This is a genomic window from Bradyrhizobium sp. i1.15.2 (assembly GCF_040548425.1).
Taxonomy (GTDB): Bacteria; Pseudomonadota; Alphaproteobacteria; order Rhizobiales; family Xanthobacteraceae; genus Bradyrhizobium; species Bradyrhizobium canariense.
The window spans coordinates 952127-976823 of record NZ_JBEPRQ010000001.1; the positions used below are offsets into that span (position 1 = coordinate 952127).

Below are 24697 nucleotides of genomic sequence, written 5' to 3' on the forward strand. Positions count from 1 at the left end.
TTCCAGAGGCCGGACACCCCATCAGGTTTGAAGCCTCACCGGCGCTCTCCTTGCCAGACCTGCGGACCTTACCTTTTCGCGTCCGCATTTCAGAGCCTCCTCGCACCCCTCCCCAGGTTACCCCACAGGACCACCCCAATGCGGGAAATCAAACTCCAGGACCTCAAGTCGAAGACGCCGGCCGAGCTCGTCTCGTTCGCGGAAGAGAACGGGGTCGAGAATGCCAGCACCATGCGCAAGCAGGAGCTGCTGTTCGCCATCCTCAAGCAGCTTGCGCTCGCCGAGACCGATATCGTCGGCGAAGGCGTCGTCGAGGTTCTCTCCGACGGCTTCGGCTTCCTCCGTTCGCCCGATGCGAATTATCTGCCGGGCCCGGACGACATCTACGTTTCGCCCTCGCAGATCCGCCGTTTTGGCCTGCGCACCGGCGACACCATCGAAGGCCACATCCGCAGCCCGAAAGAGGGCGAGCGCTATTTCGCGTTGCTGAAGGTCAACACGCTCAATTTCGAGGACCCGGAAAAGGCCAAGCACAAGGTCAATTTCGACAACCTCACGCCACTGTTTCCGAATCAGCGCTTCCGCATGGAAATCGACGATCCGACGCGGAAAGACCTTTCTGCAAGGGTGATCGACATCGTCGCGCCGATCGGCAAGGGCCAGCGCGCGCTGATCGTCGCGCCGCCGCGCACAGGCAAGACGGTGCTGATGCAGAACATCGCGCACTCGATCGCGCATAATCATCCCGAGTGCTATCTGATCGTGCTCCTGATCGACGAACGTCCGGAAGAAGTCACGGACATGCAGCGCTCGGTGAAGGGCGAGGTCGTCTCCTCGACCTTCGACGAGCCGGCGGTGCGCCACGTCCAGGTCGCCGAGATGGTGATCGAGAAGGCCAAGCGCCTGGTCGAGCATGGCCGCGACGTGGTGATCCTGCTGGACTCCATCACGCGCCTCGGCCGCGCCTACAACACCGTGGTGCCGTCATCGGGTAAGGTGCTGACCGGCGGTGTCGATGCCAACGCGCTGCAGCGGCCGAAGCGGTTCTTCGGCGCCGCCCGCAACATCGAAGAGGGCGGCTCGTTGACGATCATCGCGACCGCGCTGGTCGATACCGGCAGCCGCATGGATGAAGTCATCTTCGAAGAGTTCAAGGGCACCGGTAACTCGGAGCTGATCCTCGACCGCAAGGTTTCGGACAAGCGGACCTTCCCGGCGATCGACATTTCGCGCTCCGGCACCCGCAAGGAAGAGCTGATCACCGATCCGGTGGTCCTGAAGAAGATGTACGTGCTCCGCCGCATCCTGAATCCGATGGGGACGATGGACGGTATCGACTTCCTGCTCGACAAGCTGCGTTCGACCAAGAGCAATTCCGAGTTCTTCGACTCGATGAACACCTGATTGCGGTGCAATATGATCAAAGGGCGCCTCCGGGCGCCCTTTTTTTGTGCGGCTTTGCTGCAGCGAAGGTGCAGCATGGCGGCGTGTTTGTTGCCTCGACCGGATTTTGTAATAAGGCCTTGATACTACTTGGTAATATTTATTATCCGGCTCGTTTATCATTCCGCAGTGAGTAATTCTCGCAGCAATTGCCACTGGATATATTGCATTGCAACATAGGTTTTGCTGCAGGATTTGGCGCAGCAAAACCCGCCGTTCGTCGGCAGAAACAGATGTTTGCCTTTTCCCTTTCAGCCGGACAAATAGGCCATGCATCCGCGAGACCAGACCATCTTTGCGCTGTCGTCCGGCCGTCCGCCGAGTGCGCTCGCGGTGGTGCGCGTCTCCGGGCCAGGCGCCAGCCTGGCGTTGACGACGCTGGCGGGCAAGCTGCCGGCGCCGAGACAGGCCAGCCGCCGGCTGCTTCATGACGGCGTGGGCCAGCCGATCGACGATTCGGTGGTGTTGTGGTTTCCAGGCCCCGCCAGCGCGACCGGCGAGGACGTCGCCGAATTTCACGTCCATGGCGGCCGCGCGGTGCTGGCGGCACTCTTCGCCGCTATCTCCGTAATTCCGAATATGCGCGCCGCCGAGCCCGGCGAATTCACCCAGCGCGCCTTCGAGAACGGCAAGCTCGACCTGACCGAAGCGGAGGGCCTCGACGATCTCATTCACGCCGACACCGACCGCCAGCGCCGCCAGGCGTTACGGCAGCTGCAGGGTCTCCTCGGCAATCGCGCGCGCGACTGGCGGGAGCGCATCATCGACGCCTCGGCCTTGATCGAGGCCGGCATCGATTTCTCCGACGAGGGCGATGTGCCCGCCGAGTTGATGGCGCCTGCGGTGAAGGCGATCAGTGCGCTGCACGACGAAATCACAGAAGTCCTTGCGGCACAGGGACAAGCTGAACGCTTGCGAGACGGCTTGGTGGTTGCGATCGCGGGCGAGCCGAATGTCGGCAAGTCGACGCTGATCAACCAGCTCGCGCGCCGCGACGTCGCGATCGTCTCGCCGCATGCCGGTACGACGCGCGATGTGATCGAGGTGCAGCTCGATCTCGACGGCTATCCCGTCACGGTGATCGACACGGCCGGGATTCGCGAGACCGACGATCCAGTCGAGCAGGAGGGTGTGCGCCGGGCGCGGGCGCGAGCCGAAGACGCCGACCTCGTGTTGTGGCTGGTGGAGGGTGGGCGCGCTGTTGATCCGGCCGCGATGCCGCTGCTGGGGAAGTCCGGCAACGCAGGCAGTCGCTCCGGCGGCTCGGTCTGGATCGTACGCAACAAGATCGATCTTGGCGGGGTCGAGGACGTCGGCCCGCGCGGTGAGTTCGGAATCGCAGCGAGCCGGGGGGACGGCATCCCCGAGCTGGTCGATGCCCTCGTGAAATTCGCCGCCGACTTCTTCGGAACGACCGAGGGGGCCTTGGTGACCCGGGCCCGCCAACGGGATCTGCTCCGCCGGGCAGCGGACAGCTTGCGCCGGAGTCTGGATCTCGTAGAACAGGGTGAGGAGCTCGCCGCCGAAGAGCTGCGCGCTGCGGCCTATGCCTTGGGCCGGCTGTTGGGTCGGGTGGATGTCGAAGACGTCTTGGGTGCCATTTTCCAGAAATTCTGTGTTGGGAAGTAGCGCTAGTTCTTCATTGTAGAACTAGCCTTTGTTCCACCTCTTCCGTTTCACGTGAAACGCGGCAGCCGCTGTTCAAGCTGTTTCACGTGAAACATTGGCCCTTGAGGTTCACTCGGTCGCCCTCGGGACTGACTGCGCTGCGAGCGATGGCGCCTTAAGGAGCGGGAGTGCGGAAGGGACACCCCGCAATGCCGGTTGTAGGCTCTGCCGTGGCCTTTCCGATCACCGTCCGTCCTCAGGCGTTGCGACCTACGGACCACGCTTTTCCCTTCGTAATCTCCATTTCCCCTGACTAAAAATGGTAATCTTTCCAAGGGCCATTCTACTGTGCATGGGGTTGTTTTCGCGGAAAACACTTGGGCTCCGCTTTCCCCGTTTCACGTGAAACAACTGCCTTGACCAGTTTCCACTTCCGGCTTGCCCGCCTCTGAGTTAGAAGTCCGCCCATGCGAACAGAGCGAGAGAGCTTCGACGTCATCGTGATTGGCGGCGGCCACGCCGGCTGTGAGGCCGCTTCTGCCTCTGCCCGGATGGGCGCGGCGACCGCCCTGGTGACGCACCGTTTCTCCACGGTCGGCGCAATGTCCTGCAATCCCGCGATTGGCGGTCTCGGCAAGGGCCATCTGGTTCGCGAGGTCGACGCGCTCGATGGTCTGATGGGCCGGGTCGGAGACGCCGGCGGCATCCAATTTCGCGTCCTCAATCGACGTAAGGGCCCGGCGGTGCGTGGTCCGCGCGCCCAGGCCGACCGGAAGCTCTATGCCGCCGCGATGCAGGCGGCGATCCGGGAGACCGAGGGTCTTTCCGTCATCGAAGGCGAGGCGGACGAGCTGATCGTGGTCGAGGGACGGGTGATCGGCCTGCGCCTGGCAGATGGCCGCGAACTTCGGGCAGGGGCTGTCGTCGTCACCACCGGCACCTTCCTCCGCGGTCTGATCCATCTCGGAGAGAAGAACTGGCCGGCCGGCAGGGTTGGCGAGGCGCCGGCAATGGGCCTTTCGACGTCCTTCGAGCGCGCCGGGTTCACCCTTGGACGGCTCAAGACAGGGACACCGCCGCGTCTGGATGGCACCACGATCGACTGGCCGGCGGTCGAGATGCAGCCGGGGGACGAGCCTCCGGAGCCGTTTTCGGTGATGACCCAGCGAATCACGACGCCACAGATCCAGTGCGGGATCACCCGCACCACGCCTGCGACCCACGACGTGATCAGGGCCAATGTCCATCGTTCTCCGATGTACTCCGGCCAGATCAAGAGCTCCGGACCGCGCTATTGCCCCTCGATCGAGGACAAGATCGTTCGCTTCGGCGATCGCGATGGTCACCAGATCTTCCTGGAGCCGGAGGGGCTCGACGACAGCACGGTCTATCCCAACGGCATCTCCACTTCGCTGCCGGAGGAGGTCCAGCTCGCCATCCTCGCAACCATTCCCGGCCTGGAGCGGGTCAAGATGGTCCGGCCGGGCTATGCCATCGAATACGACCACGTCGATCCCCGGGAGCTCGATCCGACCCTCCAGACCAAGCGTCTGCGCGGCCTGTTCCTGGCCGGGCAGATCAACGGCACCACGGGGTACGAGGAAGCCGCTGGCCAGGGCATCGTGGCCGGGCTGAACGCGGCATTGGCCGCGAGCGGCGCCGCGCTGACCGTGTTCGACCGCGCCGATGGCTATCTCGGCGTCATGATCGACGACCTCGTCACCCGCGGCATCAGCGAACCCTATCGGATGTTCACCTCCAGGGCCGAGTACCGGCTGACCCTGCGCGCAGACAATGCCGATCAGCGCTTGACCGAGAAGGGCATCGCCCTGGGATGCGTCGGGAGCGCCCGGACCGTGCATCATCGCGCCAAGATGGACGCCCTGAATGCGGCTCGAGCGCTGTCGAAGTCGCTGACGATCACCCCGAACGAAGCGATCAAGCATGGACTGTCCCTGAACCGGGACGGCCAGCGGCGGTCGGCCTTCGAGCTGATGGCCTATCCCGACATCGGCTGGAGTCAGGTCCGTGCGATCTGGCCGGAGCTCGCTGCCATTGATCCCGTCATTGCCGCCCATCTCGAGATCGACGCGAAGTACGACGTCTATCTGGAGCGCCAGAGCGCCGACGTTGAAGCCTTCAGGCGGGACGAGGGGATGGTGCTGTCGGACGTCGACTACCAGCAGGTCCCCGGTCTCTCCAATGAGGTCCGGGCCAAGCTGGAGAAGGCACGTCCGTTCACGGTTGGCCAAGCCGGCCGAATCGACGGGATGACGCCGGCCGCGCTCGGCATCCTTGCGGCCTATCTCCGCCGCGAAGCGCGGAAGACGTCCAAAGCGATCGCATAGGTTTCACGTGAAACAGCGCGGGCCGGGCGGCGGCAGATCGTCATCAGGAAAACCCTCGGCGGGAGAGGGCGCCGGTGGTCGCTTCGAACCGGCGCCGACCAGACCGAAGATCGACAAGGCCAGCGCCAACCATCGATCGCTGGACGCCGTCATCGCAGCCGACAAGATTGCGGCGCTCAAGCTTGCGCCCGTTTCACATGAAACGGAGGCCCGGCTCGATCGCTACATCGCACTGCTCCGGGAGTGGCAGGCCAAGACCAACCTGGTTGCGCCCTCGACATTGCCGCATCTCTGGACCCGGCACATCGCCGACTCCCTTCAGCTCGTCGCTCTCGCCCCATCGGCCAAACGCTGGGCCGATCTCGGCAGTGGCGGCGGCTTCCCCGGCATAGTGCTGGCTTGCGCCATGGCGGGGACGGCCGGGGCCAGCGTCCATCTGGTCGAGCGAATCGCCAAGAAGGCGGCCTTCCTGCGCGAAGCCGTCCGCATAACTACATCCCCGGGAGTCGTACATCTCGCTGAGATCGGGGATAATGTGGATAGAATCACCGGCCCGGTCGATTGCGTCACCGCGCGTGCGCTGGCTCCGCTACACCAACTCATCGGCTTTGCGGAGCCGCTGATGCGCCAAGGCGCAAAAGCGTTGTTTCTCAAGGGTCAAGATGTAGAGTCTGAATTGACCGAAGCCACTAAATATTGGAATATTCAGCCGCAGCTCCACCAAAGCCGGACAGGCGACGGTTGGATCGTCGAGCTGGCTTCCGTCGAACGGCGCGGGTGAGGCGTCAGGGGCCGAGTGGGGAATTTGCGATGAGCGTGATTGACGAACCGCAGCAAGAACAGACCGCCGCCGTCCCGCAGGGCCATCCGCGCATTCTGGCGCTGGCGAATCAGAAGGGCGGCGTGGGAAAAACAACCACGGCGATCAACCTCGGCACGGCGCTCGCGGCGATTGGCGAGCGTGTCCTGATCGTCGATCTCGATCCGCAGGGCAACGCCTCGACCGGCCTCGGCATTGATCGCCGCAACCGCTCCTGCTCGACCTATGACGTGCTGGTGGGCGAGGCGAGCCTGCGGGAAGCGGTGGTGTCGACTGCGGTGCCGCGGCTGCATATCGCGCCCTCGACCATGGATCTCTCCGGCCTCGAGCTCGAGCTCGGCACCACGCCCGGTCGTGCGTACAAGCTGCGCGACGCGATCAGCGCGCTCAACAACAACGTCTCGCCCGACGCCGATTACACCTACGTGCTGATCGACTGTCCGCCCTCTCTCAACTTGATCACCGTGAACGCGATGGCGGCTTCCGACGCAATCCTGGTGCCGCTGCAGTGCGAGTTCTTCGCGCTCGAAGGTCTGTCGCAATTGCTGCAGACGGTGGAGCAGGTGCGCTCGACGCTCAATCCGAACCTGTCGATCCACGGCATCGTGCTGACCATGTTCGACTCGCGCAACAATCTCTCGAACCAGGTCGTTGCCGACGTCCGGCAGTTCATGGGCGAGAAGGTCTACAAGACCATGATCCCGCGCAACGTGCGCATCTCGGAGGCGCCGTCCTACGGCAAACCGGTGCTGGTCTACGATCTCAAATGCGTCGGCAGCGAAGCTTATCTGCGGCTCGCCACCGAAGTGATCCAGCGCGAGCGCGAGCTGCGGACGACGCATTGAAGGTGCGCTGATCTGTAGGATGGGTAGAGCGCAGCGAAACCCATCATGGGTCGCGCCAACAGGATGGGTTTCGCTTCGCTCTACCCATCCTACGAGTTACGAGTTTCGATAATTCAGTTCTGGAGTGCTGCAGCGTGAATCCAAGGGAGCTGGCGATGGCCGACGAAGCGCGTTCGCGACTGGGCCGGGGTCTTGCGAGTCTGATCGGTGACGTCGGCGGCGAGGCTCAGCATGTCGATCGGCCGCGCGCACAACGCAAGGTGCCGATCGAGTTCATCAAGCCCAATCCGCGCAATCCGCGCCGCAGCTTTTCGGAAAGCGAGCTCAGGGAGCTCAGCGATTCGATCAGGCAGCATGGTGTGATCCAGCCGATCGTGGTGCGGCCGGTGAAGGGTGCGCAGGACCGCTTCGAGATTATCGCCGGCGAGCGGCGCTGGCGGGCCTCGCAAATGGCCGGCCTGCACGAAGTGCCGATCGTCCCCGTCGACATCAGCGACAGCGATGCGCTGGAGTTCGCGATCGTCGAGAACGTGCAGCGCGAAGACCTCAACCCGATGGAAGAGGCGCTCGGGTATCACGCGCTCGCCAACGAGTTCAAACGCAGCCAGGACGACATCGCCAAAGTCGTCGGCAAGAGCCGCAGCCACATCGCCAACATGATGCGGCTGACGAAGCTTCCCGCCGAGGTGCAAGCCTTGATCACGAGCGGCGATCTGACCGCTGGTCATGCCCGCGCGCTGATCGGCGTGCCTGATCCGCTCGCGGCTGCCAAGCGTATCGTCGACGAAGGCCTCAACGTCCGCCAGACCGAGGCGCTGGCGCATGAAGAGGGCGTGCCGGAGCGCAAGCCGCAGAAGGCCCGCAGCACCGGGGGGAAGGAAAAGGATCCTGATACGATCGATCTGGAAAAGCGCGTCAGCGATGCGCTCGGGCTGAAGGTCACGGTGAGCCACCGCGACCCCGGCGGCTCCGTGCAGATCAATTACCGCAACCTCGATCAGCTCGACGAGGTGATGCGGCGGCTGGCGAAGGGCGCACTGTAGCCGCTAGTTCCGCTCTCTCACCCTCACCCTGAGGGGCCGCGGAGCGGCGTCTCGAAGGGCGAGGGCCCGGCCTGCATCCTTCGAGACGCGCGCAAGAGCGCGCTCCTCAGGATGAGGGGCACGCACCGTCCTCGTCATCGCGAGCGCAGCAATCCAGAATCTTTCCGCGGAGAGATTCTGGATTGCTTCGTTGCAAGGGCTCCTCGCAATGACGGGGGGCAGAGCGGCGTGCTCAGCTCCGCCGCTTCGCGTTCGCGGCGATCGCCATCAGCGTGCGCTGGGCGATGGCGGCGGCGAGGGTGGATTGCTTGCGCGTGTCGAGCGCGGCGGTCGCGAGCTGCTCGATGATGGCGGCGAGCCGCGCCACGCTGAAATTGCGCAGTGCGGTTTCGACCGCGGGCTTCCGCGAAAAATGCAGGCGCGGATAGCCGCTGTCGAGCACGGCGGAAGCGGGCGTGCCGTCGGCGATCGCGAGCGCCGATTTGTGCAGCCACGCCGCCTGGCGCTGCGCCGCAGAGATGATCACGCCGGGGTAGGTGCCGGCGATCATGGCTTTGGCAAACTCGTTCTCGACGATCTCGGGTCGGCCGGCGAAGGCGCCATCGACGATCGGATCGAGTTTCAGCTCCGACGCATCGGCGACGACAGCCATCACGTCATCCAGCGTGATCTCGCCCTTGCCATGGGCATAGAGCGTGAGCTTGCGCAGCTCGTTGCGGGAGGCCTGGCGGTCGCCGCCGAGGAACGACATCAGCGCCGCGCGGGCATCCTGCGCGATGCGCAAATTGGCGATGCGGAGCTCGTCTTCCATCAGCTTGGCCAGGTCGCGCTCGCTATCGGGATAGCAGGCGATCGCGACGGCCGTCTTGGCGCGTTCGCAGGCCTTGCGCAGTGGCGATTCCGGGCGCAGCTCGCCGGCCTCGATCACGATGCGGCAATCCTTCACGCCCATCTCAGCCAGCGTGTCGATAGCGCTGGCAAAGCTGCGCGAGCCGGCGCGCACGCGGATGGCGCGGCGGCCGCCGAACAGCGGCACCGTCATGGCCTCGTCGACGAGGCGCGACGGCTCGGCGGAGAGCTCGTCGCCATCGACCTTGACCAGCGAGAACGGATCGTTGGGATCGTCGACAGCCGAGGCAATCAGCGCATCCGCGCGTTCGCGGACCAGGCCGGCGTCAGGTCCATAGAGCAGGATGATCGAACGGCCCACATCGGGGCGGGCGAGAAAGGCGTCGATCTCTTTTCCGCGCAGCGCGACCATGTTGCCTGGGATTCGTCATTCCGGGCGAACCGGGGGGACGGGATGAATTAAGTGCCCGCGGTGAAGAACGAGGCGAGGCGAGTCGTGATGTTCTCGGCGATCTCGTTGGCGGCACGATCCTCGGCATCACGTATTGCGCGGTTGCGGCTGAAACGCTGATAGGAGCCGGGCATGTCGTAGGACACGCGGGAGAACGTGGTGCCGGTCATTACCGACTTGCCGCTGACGACCTCGATCAGATTGTACTGGGCGTCGAGGCCGTAGTTTTCGCTGCTCGGCAGGCCGGTATTGGGATCGACGATCAGCGACGACTTGCTGCTTGAGAAGCGGATCTCCAGGCGGTGGGTCGGCGGCATGCCGGTGGCGGTGCCATAGAGCTTGAAGGCCAGCGCGTTGCGGACCTCGACGCCGACGCGGGCCTCGCGCGAGGCATTGGCTTTGGAGATCGGGGGCAGATCGACCCCCATCAGCTTCTCGCGCAGGCCGGGCGTGCCGTCGGTGTGCTCGGCATACATCGGGTGGAAGCAGCCGGCCGTCATGGCCGCCAGTGCGGCGACCGCCAGCAAGCGGGCTGCGATGCGGATCCTAGCCGACAACATTCACGATCCTCTTGGGGACGATAATCACCTTGCGGACGGGCTTGCCATCCAGGGCCAGTTTTACCGCATCGAGGGCCAAAACGGCAGCCTCGATTTCCGGATTCTCGGCCGCTGTTGCAACTGTGACCTCGCCCCGCTTCTTGCCGTTGACCTGAACCACCAGGGTCACACTGTCTTCAACCAGCAAATCACGTTCGATTTGGGGCCAATTGGCCTCGGAAACCAGCCCGCTGTGGCCGAGAGCCTGCCAACATTCCTCGGCCAGATGCGGCATCATCGGGGAGAACAGCTGGACCAGGATCTGGCTCGCCTCTCGGATCGCCCAAGCCAAATCTGGAGCCGGCTGGCCGGGACGCTGCAAGACCTCCGCGAACGCATTGGTGAATTCGCGAATATGGGCGAGGCAGACGTTGAAGTGCAGCCGTTCGATCCCGGTGGTGACCTTGTCCAGCGCACCATGGGCGGCCTTGCGCAAGGCGGTGGCGTCCGGGCCGAAGCTGGCCGGCCGGGCCGCCGGCGCGGCCTTGCCGGGTTCCACGGAATCGTTCACCAGCCGCCACAGCCGCTGCACGAAGCGCGAGGCGCCCTGGACGCGCTCATCGCTCCAGATCACGTCGCGCTCGGGCGGGGAGTCCGACAGCATGAACCAGCGGGCGACGTCGGCGCCATAGGTCTCGATGATGTCGTCGGGATCGACCGTGTTCTTCTTAGACTTCGACATCTTTTCGATCGGACCGATCTGGATGTCTTCGCCTGACGTCAGCAGCGTGGCGCGGCGGCCGTTGGCGCCGGTCTCGACCTTCACCTCGACCGGCTGGACGTAGGTGCCGTCGGCCTTCTGGTAGGTCTCGTGCACCACCATGCCCTGCGTGAACATGCCGGCGAACGGCTCGTCCAGTGCGATGTGCCCGGTCGCTTTCATCGCGCGCGTGAAGAAGCGGCTGTAGAGCAGATGCAGGATCGCGTGCTCGACGCCGCCGATATACTGGTCGACCGGCAGCATCCGGTTGGCGACCTCTGGCGTCGTCGGCGCGTTCTCGTTCCAGGGATCGGTGAAGCGCGCAAAGTACCAGGACGAATCTACGAAGGTGTCCATGGTGTCGGTTTCGCGCTGCGCCTTGCCGCCGCATTGCGGACAGGTCACGTGCTTCCAGGTCGGGTGATGATCGAGCGCGTTGCCTGGCTTGTCGAAGCTCACATCCTCCGGCAGCACCACGGGGAGGTCGGCATCCGGCACCGGCACCACGTCGCACTTCGGACAGTGGATGACAGGAATCGGGCAGCCCCAATAGCGCTGGCGCGAAATGCCCCAGTCGCGCAGGCGGAAATTGACCTGACGCTCGCCGACCGGAGCGTTGCCGCGCAGCTCGCTCTCGAGACGCTTCGCCACCTCGTCCTTGGCCTGATCGATGGTCATGCCGTCGAGGAAGCGCGAATTGATCATGCGGCCGTCACCGTCATAGGCGGTATCGGTGATGACGAACGATTTCGGATCCTGGCCCTCGGGGCACACCACCGGCGTATTGCCGAGAGCATACTTGTTGACGAAGTCGAGGTCGCGCTGATCGTGGGCAGGGCAGCCGAAGATGGCGCCGGTGCCGTATTCCATCAGCACGAAGTTCGCGACATAGACCGGCAGCTTCCAGCTCGGATCGAACGGATGGACCGCGCGGATGCCGGTATCGAATCCCTGTTTCTCGGCGGTGTCGATGATCTCCTGCGCCGTGCCCATCCGCTTGATCTCGCCGATGAACTCGGCGAGCTCCTGATTTTTCGCCGCGGCCGCCTGCGCCAGCGGATGATCGGCCGAGATCGCCATGAATTTCGCGCCGAACAGCGTGTCGGGGCGCGTCGTGAAAATCTTCAGCTCGCTCTCGCCGGCCGGCGTCGTCGCCGCGTCGAGCGCGAAGCGGATCAGCAGCCCCTCGGACCGGCCGATCCAGTTGCGCTGCATCAGCCGCACCTTGTCGGGCCAGCGGTCCAGCGTATCCAGTGCCGACAGCAGCTCCTGCGAGTACTTCGTGATCTTGAAGACCCACTGGTTCATTTCCCGTTGTTCGACAACGGCGCCCGAACGCCAGCCTTTGCCGTCGATCACCTGCTCGTTGGCGAGCACGGTCATGTCGACGGGGTCCCAGTTCACCTTGCGCTTTTCGCGCTCGGCGAGGCCTTCGCGCAGGAAGTCCAGAAACAACTTCTGCTGGTGCTTGTAGTAGCTGGGATCGCAGGTCGCGATCTCGCGGCTCCAGTCCAGCGACAGCCCGATCGAGCGGAGCTGCTTCTTCATCGCGGCGATGTTGTCGTAGGTCCAGGCTTTCGGCGCCACCTTGCGCTCGATCGCGGCGTTCTCAGCCGGCAGGCCGAAAGCGTCCCAGCCCATCGGATGCAGCACGTTGAAACCCTTGGCGCGCATGAAGCGGGCCAGCACGTCGCCGAGCGTGTAATTGCGGACATGGCCGATATGGATGCGTCCCGACGGGTAGGGGAACATCTCCAGCACATAGTATTTCGGCCGCGGATCGTCGTTTCTGGAGACGAAGATCGCCTGTTGGTCCCAGGCGGCTTGCCAGCGCGGTTCGGCGTCGCGGGCGTTGTAGCGTTCGGAGGTCATGGAATCGTTGGGTTTTCGTGGATCTGGGCCAGCTAAAGACGGCGGACTAGGCCATAGAAGTCCTCAAGGGGTCAATGGGTTGCCGCAATTTGGGAACCTTCGCGACCGTCCCGGGCAAATAGTGCGGCCGCCATTGGGGTGTGATTAAGAGGTCGATGCCAGGTTGGTGGCCAGGACCCGAAGACTTGCGATGGCCACCAGCTTCGACGATCTCGACCGATCACAGATCTCATCGAGCGCTGCGATCGCGCGCTCTATCTCGCCAAGAACAACGGCCGCAATCGCGTGGTCACCGAGCGCGAGCTCGATGCCACCGGGGCTGCGGGTTAGCCCTCAACCCGCCATCATCATTTCCGCCGCGCCGTTGTCGATCACCATGATGCCGTGTTCGACGACGTTGTTGCGACCGCGGTGCTTGGCGGCGTAGAGCGCGGCGTCGGCGGCTTCGATCAAATCGCCCGGCCGCAAGCTCTCGTTGGGCTTCGTCGCGGCAACGCCGATCGAGACGGTGACGATCATGTGGTCGGAGGTGATGTGCGGCAGGCACAGCTTCAGCACGGCCGCGCGCGCCTGTTCGCCGATTTCGACGGCGCGCGCGATGTCGGTGTTCGGCAGCAACAGGCAGAATTCCTCACCGCCGTAGCGGGCCGCGAAGCCCATCGTGTCGGCGGCGATGCCGGACAGCGACTCGCCGAGCCTGGTCAGGCAGGAATCGCCTTCGAGATGGCCGTAGGTGTCGTTGAACAGCTTGAAATGATCGACGTCGATCATCAACAGCGCGAGGTCGCTGCCATATTGCTGCGCGCGCATCCATTCGAAGTCGAGGCGGCTCTGGAAGCCGCGGCGGTTGGCGAGCCCCGACAACATGTCGATCGAGGCCATCACCGTGAGCCGGTCGTTGCTCGCCATCAGCTCGCGTTCGCGCTGGCTGAGCTGCGCGGCCATCGCGTTGAACGCACGGGCCAGCGGCACGAACTCGGATGGCAGGCGATTGCGCGCGGCGCGCGCCGACAGATCGCCCTCGCCCAGACGCTTGGCCATGTCGGCGAGCATCCTGATCGGCTTGATCACCAGTTTCTCGGCTGCGATCAGCGCGCCGAGCAGCACGAACACGACGACGAAAGCGAGCTGGAGATAGGCGGTGCGGATGTCGCGGCTCACGGCCGCGGACACCTTGTCCTCGTCGATGCTGGCGATCAGGCGGGCATTGGTTCCGGCGATGCGGATATAGCTGACCGCGCGGCGGGAGCCGTCCGCGGCGAGGAAGGAGAGTGAACCTTCGTCCTGGTCAGACCTCAGCGCCTTGTCGGCGATCGCGGACATCAGCGGCATGTTGTCGAGCGGACGTCCGATCGCACTATGCTGGTCGGCCGGTGCCGCCAGCACGGTGCCCGCGCTGTCGACCAGCACGGCCGTGATGCCGGCGCGGCCACCCAGATTGCTCATGACCTTCGACATCCAGTCGAGGTTGACGGTGGCGAGCACGACGGCATCCGCTACGCCGCTGAAGGCGGACACCGGGTAGACCGCCATGACGGTCGGTGTCGGCACCGGGCGCGACAGGATGAAGTCGCTCAGCACGAAGCGGCCGGTTTCCTGCGCCTGCTGGAAGTACGGCCGGTCACCGAGGTCGAGGCCGACATACATGTTGTTGGTGGCGCACTGGATGCGCCCGTCCTGGCCGGCGATCAGAAGCGTGCGGATCCAGGGAAGATTCGACGGCAGGCTCGCGCGCAGCACGTCACAGCTCTTGCTGATGCCGCCGACGGAGGCGCGGATGAAAGCTTCCGATTTCAGGATGGTCTCGACCGACGATATCACCTCGCGCTGCGCGTCGGCGCTGTGTCTTGCAACGGTGGTGAATTCGGCCGTGGCCTGCGCGATCTGCCGCGTGCGCGTGTCTTCGAGCGAACGGATGCGCTCGAACATCAAAGGCGTCACCAGAATTACCGCGAGCAACGCAAGCCGCGCCCGGATTCCGAGAACCTGCTTGAGTTTCGCTCGTTTGCGGTTGAAACTGACGTTTGCCATCTTCGCTGCCCACCCCGCGGCTAAGGTAAAGCAAAGGGTTCAAAAACTCTTTCTTGAACTCGGTAAAATTAGAACTAGCTCCGCAACAACAGCTCCGATGCGACATCATGACTGAAGCCAACGCCGCGCCGCTAACCGGCCATTCACCAAACGCGCTCGCCGCGGTCGAAGCCGAAATCGCGCGCGCCTGCAGGGATGCGCGGCGCGAACGTGCCTCCGTGACGCTGATTGCGGTGTCGAAAACTTTCGCCGCGGATGCAATTACCCCGGTCATCGACGCCGGACAGCGCGTATTCGGTGAAAATCGCGTGCAGGAGGCCAAAAGCAAATGGCCCGCGTTAACTTCTGTTTACCCCGATATCGCGCTGCATCTGATCGGCCCGCTGCAATCCAACAAGGCGAAAGAGGCGGTCGCGCTGTTCGATGCCATCCATTCGGTCGACCGCCCGAGCATTTGCCAGGCGTTAGCCAAGGAAATCGAATCCCAGGACAAGCACCCGGAATTGTTCGTCCAGATCAATATCGGTGAGGAGCCGCAGAAGGCGGGCATCGCCCCCGGCGAGGCCGATGCTTTCATCGCGAGCTGCCGCGACACCTACGGGCTGACAATCTCGGGGTTGATGTGCATCCCGCCGGTGGACGAGCCGCCGGCGGCGCATTTCGCGCTGACCGCCAAGATCGCCGCGCGCAATGGATTGAAGAAGCTCTCGATGGGCATGAGCGCGGATTATGCGACCGCGATCATGCTCGGCGCCACGCATGTGCGCGTGGGCAGTTCGATCTTCGGGCACCGGTGATCATAAGCGAATTTGTTTTTGGTCGTCCTGGCGAAAGCCAGGACCCATTACCGCGATAGTCTGTTTGACGAAGACCGCGGCAACGACCGTTCTGCCCTTTGCGTAGATCACGCGGTATGGGTCCTGGCTTTCGCCAGGACGACAGTGGGGAAGAACCTATTCAAACCCCACCGCCACCTTTCCCAGCGCGCCAAAGTCCGCGACAAACTGATCGCCGGCCTGGATCGGCAGCGGCGGATGGCACGTGCCCGTGGTCACCACCTCTCCTGCCCGCAAGGTGATGCCGAGGCCACGCAGCTCGTTGGCCAGCCAGACCAGGGCAATGCGGGGATCGCCGAGCACGTTCTTGCCGTGGCCGAGATAGCGCTGGCCACGCAGCGTGATCTGCGGCCGCTCCTCGACGAGATCCATGGCACGCCAGTTCGCATTCGTCGCCGCGCCCAGCACGAACAGATGCGCACAGGCATTGTCGGCGATCAGCTGCGCCTCGCCGGCGCTGGCGAAATCGGCAAAGCGCGAATCGGGAATCTCGATCGCGGGATGCAAGCTGTCCACGGCGGCGAGCACCTCGTCGACAGTATACGGCGCCGCGCGCGGCGGCAGATCGCGCGCCATGCGGAAAGCGAACTCAGGTTCGCCGACGCGCATCGCGTTGCCCTTCATCGAGACTGTGCCGCCATCGGCGATCACGGTGTCGCTCATGATCCGACCGGCCAGCGGTCCCGCGACGTTGATGTGCTTCTGTCCGGACTCGCTTGTCGCCGCGATCTTCCAGCCGAACAAAGTCCCGCTGAGTGCGGCCTGTATGGCGTAACCCTCGGTGCGGTTCTGAGGCCGCAACGGTGGCTCCAGCGCGTCAAGCTTGGTGCCGTCGCGCCAATGTTTGATCAGGACCTGCGAAGCGGCGGCGATCTGATCCCTGTCGAGCATGTGTCCTCACCCGATGATGATTTTTGTTTTTGGTCCCAGCCGCCGCAGCAATTGTCGCATCGCCGCTTCGGTCATCGAGACGCAGCCTGCGGTCGGGCCGAAATTGTCGCGGGCCAGATGCAAAAACACCGCGCTGCCCCGGCCGGCGATCCGAGGCCTCGTATTGTGGTCGATTTCGATGATGAAGTCATAGAGATGGTCGGCCCGCTTGAGCCGGTCGCCGCCCTGCCCCTCGCCGAGGCGGATTGCCTGATTGTAGTGACGGTCCTTGGGATCCTCGCACCAGGCGTCCTCGCCGGTGATGATCCGGGCCGACAGGAAGGTCTGCGGGCGGCTGTGCCGGTCGCCCCGCCACCACAATCGTCTGGGACGGAAGCTGCCCCTCGGGGTGCCGCCATCGCCCTCGCGCTTGTTCGCCAAAATGCCGCCGCGTCCGAGCGCCACCGGAATCGTCAGCGCTCCGGCGGTCAGCCAGCCCCGGCGCGGATTCCCGGCGGCAGGCTTAACGCGGATCGCCGACAGCGGCCCGGCGCTTCGGTTCATGGTGTAACTAGCTGAAGCAGCTTTATTTTTCATGTGAACGTGCGATGTCGAATTCATTACAGGACATTCATCAAAACGGCCTGCTATTCTGGGTTAGAGTGGTTCTGGCTTGTGAATCGGTAACAGCCCACTACTTCAACACGAACAATAATAATAACGGCGACCCCTAAACTTCCCTCTCGGTTGGGTGCAGCATGGATGCGCGCCGCGCCGGACCCCAAAAGGATGACCCCCTATGGCCAATGCCCGCAAGATCCTGATCGTGGATGACGATACCGATCTGCGCGATACGTTGGTGGAGCAATTGTCGCTGCACGAAGAATTTGAAGCCTCCGCGGTCGATACCGGCGCCAAGGGCGCGAGCGCCGCGAAGGCCAATGCCCCTGATCTCGTCCTGATGGATGTTGGCCTGCCTGACACCGATGGCCGCGAAGTGGTGCGTTCATTACGCAAGGGCGGGTTCAAGGCTCCGATCATCATGCTCACCGGGCATGACACCGATTCCGACACGATTTTGGGGCTGGAATCCGGCGCCAACGACTATGTCGCAAAACCCTTCCGCTTCGCCGTGCTGCTGGCGCGCATCCGCGCCCAGCTCCGGCAGCACGAAGCCAGCGAGGACGCGGTGTTCTCGGTCGGCCCCTACTCTTTCCGGCCCGGCTCCAAAATGCTGACCGCCGCCAACGCGCGCAAGGTCCGGCTGACGGAGAAGGAAACCGCGATCCTCCGCTTCCTCTACCGGGCCGGTCAGATGCCGGTCTCCCGCGAGACCCTGCTCCAGGAGGTCTGGGGCTACAATTCCGGCGTCACCACCCACACGCTGGAAACCCACATCTACCGCCTTCGCCAGAAGATCGAGAAGGACGCCGCGAACCCGGAGATCCTGGTCACGGAAGCCGGTGGCTACAAGCTGGTGCCGTGATACGCTTCTGGGGCGTGCGAATCGTTTTAGATTGCATGCCCTTGAGCCCCGGACCTGAATGTCAATCGACGACGATGTAGCGCTTCTCGAGCGTGTCCCGACACTGCGCCTGTTGGGAGACGCTTCGTTGCGCATGCTGGCGATCGGCTCCGAGCAGCGTGACTTCGTCCGCGGCGACGTCTTGTTCAATCTCGGCGACGATGCCGATGCCGGCTTCGTGGTCCAGCGCGGCGCCTTCCGGGTCGACGACGGCGCCGGCGCGGAGATGATCGCAAGTCCCGGTGCGCTGATCGGCGAGCTCGCGCTGATCGTGCCGATGAAGCGGCCGTCGAGCGCGATCGCGATCGAGCACGCCTCCGTCATCCGCGTCGCGCGCAGCCTGTTTCAGCGTGTGCTCGAAAGCGACCCCGCTGCGGCCGTCCGCCTTCGCGATGAATTCGCGGTGCGCTCCAGCCAGATCGCCAGCGATATATTGATGGCGGGTGCGAAGCTGACCAGCTAGCAGTGCCGTAGCCCGGATGGAGCGAAGCGCAATCCGGGATTCGTGCCTCCGGAAAAGCTGCCCCGGATTTCGCTACGCTCCATCCGGGCTACAAGATCACACCTCGAGCGTCACCGTCACGGGCACATGATCCGACGGACGCTCCCAGCTCCGCGCGTCGCGTAAAATCTTGAAATCGCCGACCGCGTCTTTCAGCGCGCGCGAGACCCAGATGTGGTCGAGCCTGCGGCCGCGGTCGCCGAGGGTCCAATCGGCGGAGCGGTAGCTCCACCAGGTGTAGACCTTTTCCGACATCGGAATGCGGTCGCGCGCGACGTCGACCCATTCGCCGGCGGCGAGCGCGGCTTGCAGCTTCTCGGTTTCGATGGGCGTGTGCGACACCACCTTCAGAAGCTGCTTGTGCGACCAGACGTCGTTCTCATGCGGAGCGACGTTGAGATCGCCGACCAGGATGTGGCGATCCTCGCCGCGCGGATGCAACGGCTCGCACGCTTTCATCTCGTCGAGGAAGCGGAGCTTGTGATCGAACTTCTCGTTCAGCGCGGGATCGGGAATGTCGCCGCCGGCCGGCACGTAGAAATTATGCACCACCAGGGGCTTCGCGATCCCGGCCTTCTCACCGAACGATACTGAGATATGGCGTGAATCAACCTTGTCGCAGAAGGTGCGGATGTCCTTCGACTCGAACGGAATCTTCGAGACGATGGCGACGCCGTGATAACCCTTCTGCCCGTTCAGCGCGACATGCTCGTAGCCGAGCCGCTTGAAGCGCTTCAGTGGAAAGGCGTCGTCGATGCACTTGGTCTCCTGGAGACACAGCACGTCCGGCCGCGAGCTCTTGAGAAATTTTGCGACCAGATCGATGCGTAGCCGCACCGAATTGATGTTCCAGGTTGTCAGGGAAAAACGCATGAGGGATGCGTCTTAGCATGGATTTGCGCGAGGAAAATGCTTGTCCACAGCAGCGGAATCGTAGGGTGGGTTAGCGCAGCGTAACCCACCATGCTTCCAAATTTGCGGACCGAGATGGTGGGTTACGCCTTCGGCTAACCCACCCTACGGCACCTAGCCCGGCGACGGGCCGTAATTGGTAAAATCGATCTTGAACATGCCGGGATCGAGCTTCTTGCTCGTGTCCAGATTATAAACGGCGATCGTGGTGTCGTAGCCTTGCGGGTCGGTGACGGTCCACTGCTTCAACTGACCGTCCTTGGCGCCGAACATCAGCAAGAGGCGGCTGGTGCCGACCAGCGCCTGCTTCTCCTCGATGGTGACGCTGACGAAGACGTCGTCGGCCGAGACGTTGACGACGTTGGTGTCCTTCATCAGGTCGATGCGGTCGGACAGCAGGAAACGCAGCGGCGTCTGCGACAGCGGATAAACGTCCTGCGTCGCGAGCTTGCGGTCGCGCACCACCAGCGACGATCCGTCGGCGACGATGTCGATCGGGCTCGGCGCGTCATATTCGAAGCGCACCTTGCCCGGCTTCTGGATGTAGAAGTCGCCTTGCGTCTTGCTGCCGTCGGGACCGACCTGGACGAAATTCCCGACCAGCGTCGACAATGACGACAAATAGGCGCTGACCTTGGCGGCCTGGGCCTTCTGGTTCGCATCGAAGGTCTGGAAGATGCTGCTCGGCACGTTGCGGCGCGGATCCGGAATCACTGGATTCGGCGGCGTCTGGGTCGCGCCGGTGACAGCGGGTCCTCCACCGGCCGGACTGCCATCGCGGCCCTTCGGTGCGGGCTTCGGCACGGGAACGGTCTGCGCGAACGACGCCGCACTCACCATCGCGGCGGTGACGAGAATCACGCCTGCCATGCGCGCGCTTCGCGCGGCGACGATGGCAGCGAATCGAATGTCCGGATGTCTGATCAACGCGTCGTCCTGTGTGGCTGGGCGCCCTTTTAGCGTGATTTCGGCCAAAAGCAGATAACGTTTTTGCGTGAAATGGTGGTCCGAGGCGGCTCGCCTCACATATGGCTGTCTTCTTCCTCGACCAGAATCTCGCGCTTGCCGGCGTGGTTGGCGGGTCCGACGATGCCCTCCAGTTCCATGCGCTCCATCAGCGATGCGGCGCGGTTATAGCCGATCTGCAGGCGGCGCTGGATGTAGCTGGTCGAGGCCTTGCGGTCGCGTTTGACGATCGCAACGGCCTGCGAGAACAAATCGCCGCCGCCATCCGCGCCCATGGCGGAGGCGTCGAACACCGCGCCGTCCTCGTCCTCGCTGGGTTCTTCGGCCGTGACGGCTTCGAGATATTCCGGCTGTCCCTGCGTCTTGAGGTGGCGCACCACCTTCTCGACTTCGTCGTCCGACGCGAACGGTCCGTGCACGCGGCTGATGCGACCGCCGCCGGCCATGTAGAGCATGTCGCCCTGGCCGAGCAGCTGCTCGGCGCCCATCTCGCCGAGAATCGTGCGGCTGTCGATCTTGGACGTGACCTGGAAGGCGATGCGGGTCGGGAAGTTCGCCTTGATGGTGCCGGTGATGACATCGACCGATGGACGCTGCGTTGCGAGGATCACGTGCAGGCCGGCGGCGCGCGCCATCTGCGCCAGACGCTGCACCGCGCCTTCGATGTCCTTGCCGGCAACCATCATCAGGTCGGCCATTTCGTCGACGATGATGACGATGTAGGGCAGCGGGTCGAGCGAGAGCTTCTCTTCCTCGTAGATCGCCTTGCCGGTTTCCTTGTCGAAGCCGGTGTGCACCGTGCGCGTTGGCTCTTCGCCCTTGGCCTTCAATTCGAGCAAGCGCGTGTTGTAACCGTCGATGTTGCGCACACCGAGCTTGGCCATGTTCTTGTAGCGCTCTTCCATCTCGCGCACGGCCCATTTCAGCGCGACCACCGCCTTCTTCGGGTCGGTCACGACGGGCGTGAGCAGATGGGGAATGCCGTCATAGACGGAGAGTTCGAGCATCTTCGGATCGACCATGATCAGGCGGCACTGGTCCGGGCGCAGCCGGTAGACCAGGCTGAGGATCATGGTGTTGATGGCGACCGATTTGCCGGAGCCGGTGGTACCGGCGATCAGCATGTGCGGCGTGCGTGCGAGGTCGATGATGACGGGATCGCCGCCGATGGTCTTGCCGAGGCAGAGCGGCAGCTTCGCAACCGAATCGACGGTCTCCTTGGCGACCAGCAGCTCGCGCAGATAGACCTTTTCGCGATGGGCGTTCGGCAGCTCGATGCCGATGGCGTTGCGGCCGGGCACGACGGCGACGCGCGCCGACAGCGCGCTCATCGAACGCGCGATGTCGTCGGACAATCCGATCACGCGCGACGATTTGATGCCCGGCGCCGGCTCCAGCTCGTACAGCGTGACCACGGGACCCGGATGGGCCTTCACGATCTCGCCGCGAACGCCGAAATCCTGCAGCACGCCTTCGAGCGCGCGCGAATTGGCTTCCAGCTCGGCCTTGCTGAGCGGCTGACGATCGCCGGCCTTCGGCGCGGCCAGCACCGACACGGACGGAAGCTCGAACTTGTCGGAGGATTTCTTGGAAGCGGCCTTGGGCGCAGCCTTCTTACGCGGGGCGCGCGCGGCCGGCTCCTCCTCCTCTTCCTCCTCCTCGTCGTCCTCGTGTTCGTCCTCGTCGTGCTCGTCTTCGGATTGGGGCGAGATCGACGGCGCGGTGCGGCCGCCACCGAGCTTCGGCTCCTGGCGGCTGAATGCAACGGCCTTGGTCTTCGGTCCGCTCGAGACCAGCGAGCGGTAGGCCGCACCAAGCAACCAGGTCAGTCGCGCCTTCGTGCTCATCAAGGCATGGAACAGCCAGCCCAGCGACACCGAACCGCGATCGCTGTCCTCGTCCTGTTCGAGCGGCTTGTCGTCGTCCTCGATGTCCGCGAGTTCGTCGTCATGCTCGCGTGCGCCGAGGCCGCAGGCGATCAGGAAGGTCGCCGCCATCGCCGCGAACAGGATCGTGCCGAGCACGATGCGATAGATCATGCCCGGCGGTCCGAAGATCACCGCGGGCGCGCGAACCAAGGCATCGCCGACCACGCCGCCGAGGCCTGTCGGCAGCGGCCAGGCGCCGCCATGTGGCCAGCAGCTGACGAAGCCCGCCGCGATCACCGTGCAGAGAATCCAGGAGCCGAGCCGCAGCGCCTCGCGGTCGAACGGGCGATGGGTCAGCATGCGCCACCCCCAGACCGCGATCGTCAGGACCAGCATGATCGCGCCGAGCCCGAGGATCTGCATCGCAAGGTCAGCGCCGATTGCGCCGGCATAGCCGAGAATGTTGCGGATCGGCCGCGACGTTGCGTGGCTGAGGCTGGGATCCTGCACCGACCAGGTCATCAGCGCCGCCGAGGCGACGCCCGACAATGCGATCAGGCCGAGACCGCTGAGCTCGCGCACGCGCCGCGCCAACCCCTCGCGGATCGAGGGCGGCAGATGGCCGACCAAGGGAATGACACGTTCGATTGTCGACATGCTCACGGGCCCCGCCTAACCCAGAGTCTCGACCAGGCGGTGCAGCGCCTGCGCCGTAGTCTCGCCATCTTGCACTAGCGCAAGGCGAATGTAGCCTGCGCCGGGATTGAAGCCGTCGGGCTGGAGCCGCGCCAGATAGCTGCCGGGCACCACGCGCACGCCTGCTTCCTTGAAGAGTTTCAGGCACACAGACACGTCGTCGCCGATTTCGGACGTGTTGAGCCAGACGCAGAAGCCGGCATCGGGCCGGCGATAGCCGTAGCGATTGCCGATGATCTGGTCGGCGAGATCGAACTTGATCCGGTAGAGCCTGCGGTTCTCCTCGACATGCGCCTCGTCGCCGTAAGCGACGGTCGCGACATGCTGGAGCGGTACCGGCACCTGCGGCGCCGCGATATTGCGCAGCTCGAGGAACATGCCGATGAGTTTTTTGTCGCCGGCGGCGAAGCCGACGCGCAGGCCCGGCAGGTTGGAGCGCTTCGACAGCGACTGGAACGCAACCACGCGGGTGAAATCAGGGCCGGCGCATTCGAGCGCGCTGCCGGGCGCTTCGCGGGTGTAGATCTCCGAATAGCACTCGTCGCTGAGGATCACGAAGCCGTAGCGGTCGGCGAGCTGCTTCAGGCGCGTGAAATAATCGCGCGAGGCGACCGAGCCCTGCGGGTTGGCGGGCGAAGCCAGATAGAACGCCACCGTGCGCGCCAGCGTCGCCTCGTCGATGGCGTCGAGATCGGGCAGGAAGCCGTTCTCAGCCGTGGTCGGCAGGTAGACCGGCTCGCAAGCGGCGGCGCGGGCGCCGGCGCCGTAGACCGGATAGAACGGGTTCGGCATCAGGATCGCCGGCTTGCCGGGACGCGGGCCGACATAGCGCGCGGCCGCGATCGCGGCGAGGAACAGGCCTTCGCGGCTGCCATTGAGGACGAGAATCTCGCTCTCGGGATCGAGGGTGCGCGGCAGCTTGAACCGCGACGACAGCCAGGCGCCGGCAGCCTTGCGGAACGGGTCGGTGCCCTTGTTCGCGGGGTAACGGCCGAAATCGGCGATGTGCTTGGCCAGTACCGGGCCGACGAAGTCGGGCACGGGATGCTGCGGCTCGCCGACGGCAAGCGAAATCAACGGCTTGCCGGGCTGATGGGGTGCCAGCAGCTCGTTCAGCCGGACGAAGGGAGAGCGTTCGCTATCGGAGCTTCCACTGTCCTGCGGCGCACGGGATGAAGCGGTCATAGCCATTCTGGACGCCAGCACTCTTGGAACAGCCGGTCGCAGCAAGGCGCCGACGGGAAGCGGTTCAGTTCACCATAGATAGGGCGAGGTTAAGACGCGATTAACCATCGGTCGCCGGCTCCGTCCAGAGCAGGAAAAATAAGGCCGGATAACAACGGGATGGCTGCGGGGGTTCTTACCGCTCCCGCTTGCGGGAGAGGTCGCGCCGGAGGCGTGGGTGAGGGTTCTCTCCAAACAGGGACTGTCCCGATGTTGAGGCACCCTCTCCCCAGCCCTCCCCCGCATGCGGGGGAGGGAGCGCGCCGTCATTGCGGCTCTAGTGCGCCGGCAGCTTCTCGAATGTCGCCATGCCCGCGGGGATCGCATGGAAGTCCTGCTTGTCGCAGGTGTAGATCGCCATCTGCGGATGGAACTGCGCAGGCTCGTCCAGCGTGCCGACCTTCAGGATCGCAGCCGGCAGTCCCGGAACCTTGGTCACCAGATGGGTGCCGCATTCGGCGCAGAATTCGCGCGTGACGGCGCGCTCGAGGTCCTTGCGGGTGAACTGCTTGGGCTGCCCGGCGATGTAGCTGAAGCCGGCCGCCGGCATCGCGATGAAGGTGTTGGGCGCGCCGCCCGAGATGTACTGGCACTCGCGGCAATGACACTGCGCCTGCATCATTGGGTCGCCCTCGGCGACATAGCGCACTTCGCCGCAATAGCATCCGCCTTCCAAACGCATGACGACC

The 24697-nt window shown here is 64.2% G+C and carries 20 protein-coding genes and 1 pseudogene; 10 read left to right on the plus strand and 11 right to left on the minus strand.

Annotated elements, in window-relative coordinates; translation table 11 throughout:
• The first annotated feature begins 138 nt into the window (after window positions 1-138).
• From rho to ABIB80_RS04510, 6 genes are all read left to right on the plus strand, one after another.
• A complete protein-coding gene (gene rho, locus ABIB80_RS04485) occupies window positions 139-1404 on the plus strand; it encodes a transcription termination factor Rho (RefSeq protein ID WP_007598612.1) in 1266 nt (421 codons plus the stop codon).
• A 309-nt stretch (window positions 1405-1713) separates the two neighbouring features.
• Window positions 1714-3072, plus strand: a complete 1359-nt coding sequence (mnmE, locus tag ABIB80_RS04490) for a tRNA uridine-5-carboxymethylaminomethyl(34) synthesis GTPase MnmE (RefSeq protein WP_007598617.1) — start codon at window positions 1714-1716, stop codon at window positions 3070-3072.
• A gap of 446 nt (window positions 3073-3518) precedes the next feature.
• Window positions 3519-5399 (plus strand): tRNA uridine-5-carboxymethylaminomethyl(34) synthesis enzyme MnmG, encoded by a 1881-nt coding sequence (gene mnmG, locus ABIB80_RS04495; RefSeq protein ID WP_007598619.1) that lies wholly within the window; start codon window positions 3519-3521, stop codon window positions 5397-5399.
• A gap of 7 nt (window positions 5400-5406) precedes the next feature.
• A complete protein-coding gene (gene rsmG, locus ABIB80_RS04500; RefSeq protein ID WP_007598620.1) occupies window positions 5407-6180 on the plus strand; it encodes a 16S rRNA (guanine(527)-N(7))-methyltransferase RsmG in 774 nt (257 codons plus the stop codon).
• Window positions 6181-6209: 29 nt separating this feature from the next.
• Entirely contained in the window at window positions 6210-7064 is an 855-nt protein-coding gene (locus ABIB80_RS04505; protein WP_007598621.1) for a ParA family protein, read from the plus strand.
• 155 nt (window positions 7065-7219) lie between these two features.
• The gene (locus tag ABIB80_RS04510; RefSeq protein WP_007598622.1) at window positions 7220-8107 is read left to right on the plus strand and encodes a ParB/RepB/Spo0J family partition protein; all 888 of its coding nucleotides are present in this window, start codon (window positions 7220-7222) and stop codon (window positions 8105-8107) included.
• A gap of 232 nt (window positions 8108-8339) precedes the next feature.
• Here the strand turns inward: ABIB80_RS04510 and holA are convergent, their stop codons facing one another.
• The 3 genes from holA to leuS are packed head-to-tail and all read right to left on the minus strand — an operon-like array spanning window position 8340 to window position 12578.
• Window positions 8340-9368 carry a DNA polymerase III subunit delta gene (gene holA / locus ABIB80_RS04515; RefSeq protein WP_007598623.1) on the minus strand — a complete coding sequence of 343 codons (1029 nt, stop codon included), beginning with the start codon at window positions 9366-9368 and terminating at the stop codon, window positions 8340-8342.
• Window positions 9369-9415: 47 nt separating this feature from the next.
• Window positions 9416-9967, minus strand: coding sequence for an LPS assembly lipoprotein LptE (gene lptE / locus ABIB80_RS04520; protein ID WP_007598624.1), 552 nt, complete (start codon window positions 9965-9967; stop codon window positions 9416-9418).
• A complete protein-coding gene (leuS, locus tag ABIB80_RS04525) occupies window positions 9954-12578 on the minus strand; it encodes a leucine--tRNA ligase (RefSeq protein ID WP_354127091.1) in 2625 nt (874 codons plus the stop codon). The genes lptE and leuS overlap by 14 nt, the downstream gene beginning before the upstream one ends.
• A 222-nt stretch (window positions 12579-12800) precedes the next feature.
• Here leuS and ABIB80_RS04530 point away from each other — a divergent pair.
• Window positions 12801-12908 (plus strand): annotated as a pseudogene (locus ABIB80_RS04530) (GGDEF domain-containing protein); the annotation flags it as partial.
• Between the two features lie 3 nt (window positions 12909-12911).
• On the opposite strand, the gene ABIB80_RS04535 reads toward ABIB80_RS04530, so the two are convergent.
• Complete coding sequence (locus ABIB80_RS04535; RefSeq protein ID WP_007598626.1) at window positions 12912-14609, minus strand: diguanylate cyclase domain-containing protein; 1698 nt, start codon at window positions 14607-14609, stop codon at window positions 12912-12914.
• Between the two features lie 107 nt (window positions 14610-14716).
• Between ABIB80_RS04535 and ABIB80_RS04540 the strand changes: the two genes are divergently transcribed.
• Window positions 14717-15406, plus strand: coding sequence for a YggS family pyridoxal phosphate-dependent enzyme (locus tag ABIB80_RS04540; RefSeq protein WP_007598627.1), 690 nt, complete (start codon window positions 14717-14719; stop codon window positions 15404-15406).
• A gap of 156 nt (window positions 15407-15562) precedes the next feature.
• Here ABIB80_RS04540 and ABIB80_RS04545 read toward each other — a convergent pair whose 3' ends face one another.
• Window positions 15563-16336 carry a 2-keto-4-pentenoate hydratase gene (locus ABIB80_RS04545; RefSeq protein ID WP_007598628.1) on the minus strand — a complete coding sequence of 258 codons (774 nt, stop codon included), beginning with the start codon at window positions 16334-16336 and terminating at the stop codon, window positions 15563-15565.
• Between the two features lie 6 nt (window positions 16337-16342).
• Entirely contained in the window at window positions 16343-16879 is a 537-nt protein-coding gene (locus ABIB80_RS04550; RefSeq protein WP_007598629.1) for a L,D-transpeptidase family protein, read from the minus strand.
• 235 nt (window positions 16880-17114) lie between these two features.
• Between ABIB80_RS04550 and ABIB80_RS04555 the strand changes: the two genes are divergently transcribed.
• On the plus strand, window positions 17115-17801 hold the full coding sequence (locus ABIB80_RS04555; RefSeq protein ID WP_007598630.1) for a response regulator transcription factor: 687 nt from the start codon (window positions 17115-17117) through the stop codon (window positions 17799-17801).
• 58 nt (window positions 17802-17859) lie between these two features.
• Window positions 17860-18303: a cyclic nucleotide-binding domain-containing protein gene (locus tag ABIB80_RS04560; RefSeq protein ID WP_007598631.1), complete on the plus strand. Its 444-nt coding sequence runs from the start codon at window positions 17860-17862 to the stop codon at window positions 18301-18303.
• Between the two features lie 96 nt (window positions 18304-18399).
• On the opposite strand, the gene xth is transcribed toward ABIB80_RS04560, so the two are convergent.
• From xth to ABIB80_RS04585, 5 genes are all read right to left on the minus strand, one after another.
• Window positions 18400-19215, minus strand: coding sequence for an exodeoxyribonuclease III (gene xth / locus ABIB80_RS04565; protein WP_007598633.1), 816 nt, complete (start codon window positions 19213-19215; stop codon window positions 18400-18402).
• 153 nt (window positions 19216-19368) lie between these two features.
• The gene (locus ABIB80_RS04570) at window positions 19369-20124 is read right to left on the minus strand and encodes an outer membrane lipoprotein carrier protein LolA (protein WP_035995361.1); all 756 of its coding nucleotides are present in this window, start codon (window positions 20122-20124) and stop codon (window positions 19369-19371) included.
• Between the two features lie 152 nt (window positions 20125-20276).
• Complete coding sequence (locus ABIB80_RS04575) at window positions 20277-22751, minus strand: DNA translocase FtsK (RefSeq protein ID WP_035993868.1); 2475 nt, start codon at window positions 22749-22751, stop codon at window positions 20277-20279.
• 9 nt (window positions 22752-22760) lie between these two features.
• Complete coding sequence (locus ABIB80_RS04580) at window positions 22761-23975, minus strand: aminotransferase class I/II-fold pyridoxal phosphate-dependent enzyme (protein ID WP_354127092.1); 1215 nt, start codon at window positions 23973-23975, stop codon at window positions 22761-22763.
• A 310-nt stretch (window positions 23976-24285) separates the two neighbouring features.
• Complete coding sequence (locus tag ABIB80_RS04585; protein ID WP_007598639.1) at window positions 24286-24690, minus strand: GFA family protein; 405 nt, start codon at window positions 24688-24690, stop codon at window positions 24286-24288.
• Window positions 24691-24697: the final 7 nt, after the last annotated feature.

Bases quoted from the DNA above. Each gene is read 5' to 3' on its own strand.
- rho (WP_007598612.1), top strand. From the start codon at position 139: ATGCGGGAAATCAAACTCCAGGACCTCAAGTCGAAGACGCCGGCCGAG.
- mnmE (WP_007598617.1), top strand. From the start codon at position 1,714: ATGCATCCGCGAGACCAGACCATCTTTGCGCTGTCGTCCGGCCGTCCG.
- mnmG (WP_007598619.1), top strand. From the start codon at position 3,519: ATGCGAACAGAGCGAGAGAGCTTCGACGTCATCGTGATTGGCGGCGGC.
- ABIB80_RS04505 (WP_007598621.1), top strand. From the start codon at position 6,210: ATGAGCGTGATTGACGAACCGCAGCAAGAACAGACCGCCGCCGTCCCG.
- ABIB80_RS04510 (WP_007598622.1), top strand. From the start codon at position 7,220: ATGGCCGACGAAGCGCGTTCGCGACTGGGCCGGGGTCTTGCGAGTCTG.
- holA (WP_007598623.1), bottom strand. From the start codon at position 9,368: ATGGTCGCGCTGCGCGGAAAAGAGATCGACGCCTTTCTCGCCCGCCCC.
- lptE (WP_007598624.1), bottom strand. From the start codon at position 9,967: ATGTTGTCGGCTAGGATCCGCATCGCAGCCCGCTTGCTGGCGGTCGCC.
- leuS (WP_354127091.1), bottom strand. From the start codon at position 12,578: ATGACCTCCGAACGCTACAACGCCCGCGACGCCGAACCGCGCTGGCAA.
- ABIB80_RS04535 (WP_007598626.1), bottom strand. From the start codon at position 14,609: ATGGCAAACGTCAGTTTCAACCGCAAACGAGCGAAACTCAAGCAGGTT.
- ABIB80_RS04540 (WP_007598627.1), top strand. From the start codon at position 14,717: ATGACTGAAGCCAACGCCGCGCCGCTAACCGGCCATTCACCAAACGCG.
- ABIB80_RS04545 (WP_007598628.1), bottom strand. From the start codon at position 16,336: ATGCTCGACAGGGATCAGATCGCCGCCGCTTCGCAGGTCCTGATCAAA.
- ABIB80_RS04550 (WP_007598629.1), bottom strand. From the start codon at position 16,879: ATGAACCGAAGCGCCGGGCCGCTGTCGGCGATCCGCGTTAAGCCTGCC.
- ABIB80_RS04555 (WP_007598630.1), top strand. From the start codon at position 17,115: ATGGCCAATGCCCGCAAGATCCTGATCGTGGATGACGATACCGATCTG.
- ABIB80_RS04560 (WP_007598631.1), top strand. From the start codon at position 17,860: ATGTCAATCGACGACGATGTAGCGCTTCTCGAGCGTGTCCCGACACTG.
- xth (WP_007598633.1), bottom strand. From the start codon at position 19,215: ATGCGTTTTTCCCTGACAACCTGGAACATCAATTCGGTGCGGCTACGC.
- ABIB80_RS04570 (WP_035995361.1), bottom strand. From the start codon at position 20,124: ATGGCAGGCGTGATTCTCGTCACCGCCGCGATGGTGAGTGCGGCGTCG.
- ABIB80_RS04580 (WP_354127092.1), bottom strand. From the start codon at position 23,975: ATGGCTATGACCGCTTCATCCCGTGCGCCGCAGGACAGTGGAAGCTCC.
- ABIB80_RS04585 (WP_007598639.1), bottom strand. From the start codon at position 24,690: ATGCGTTTGGAAGGCGGATGCTATTGCGGCGAAGTGCGCTATGTCGCC.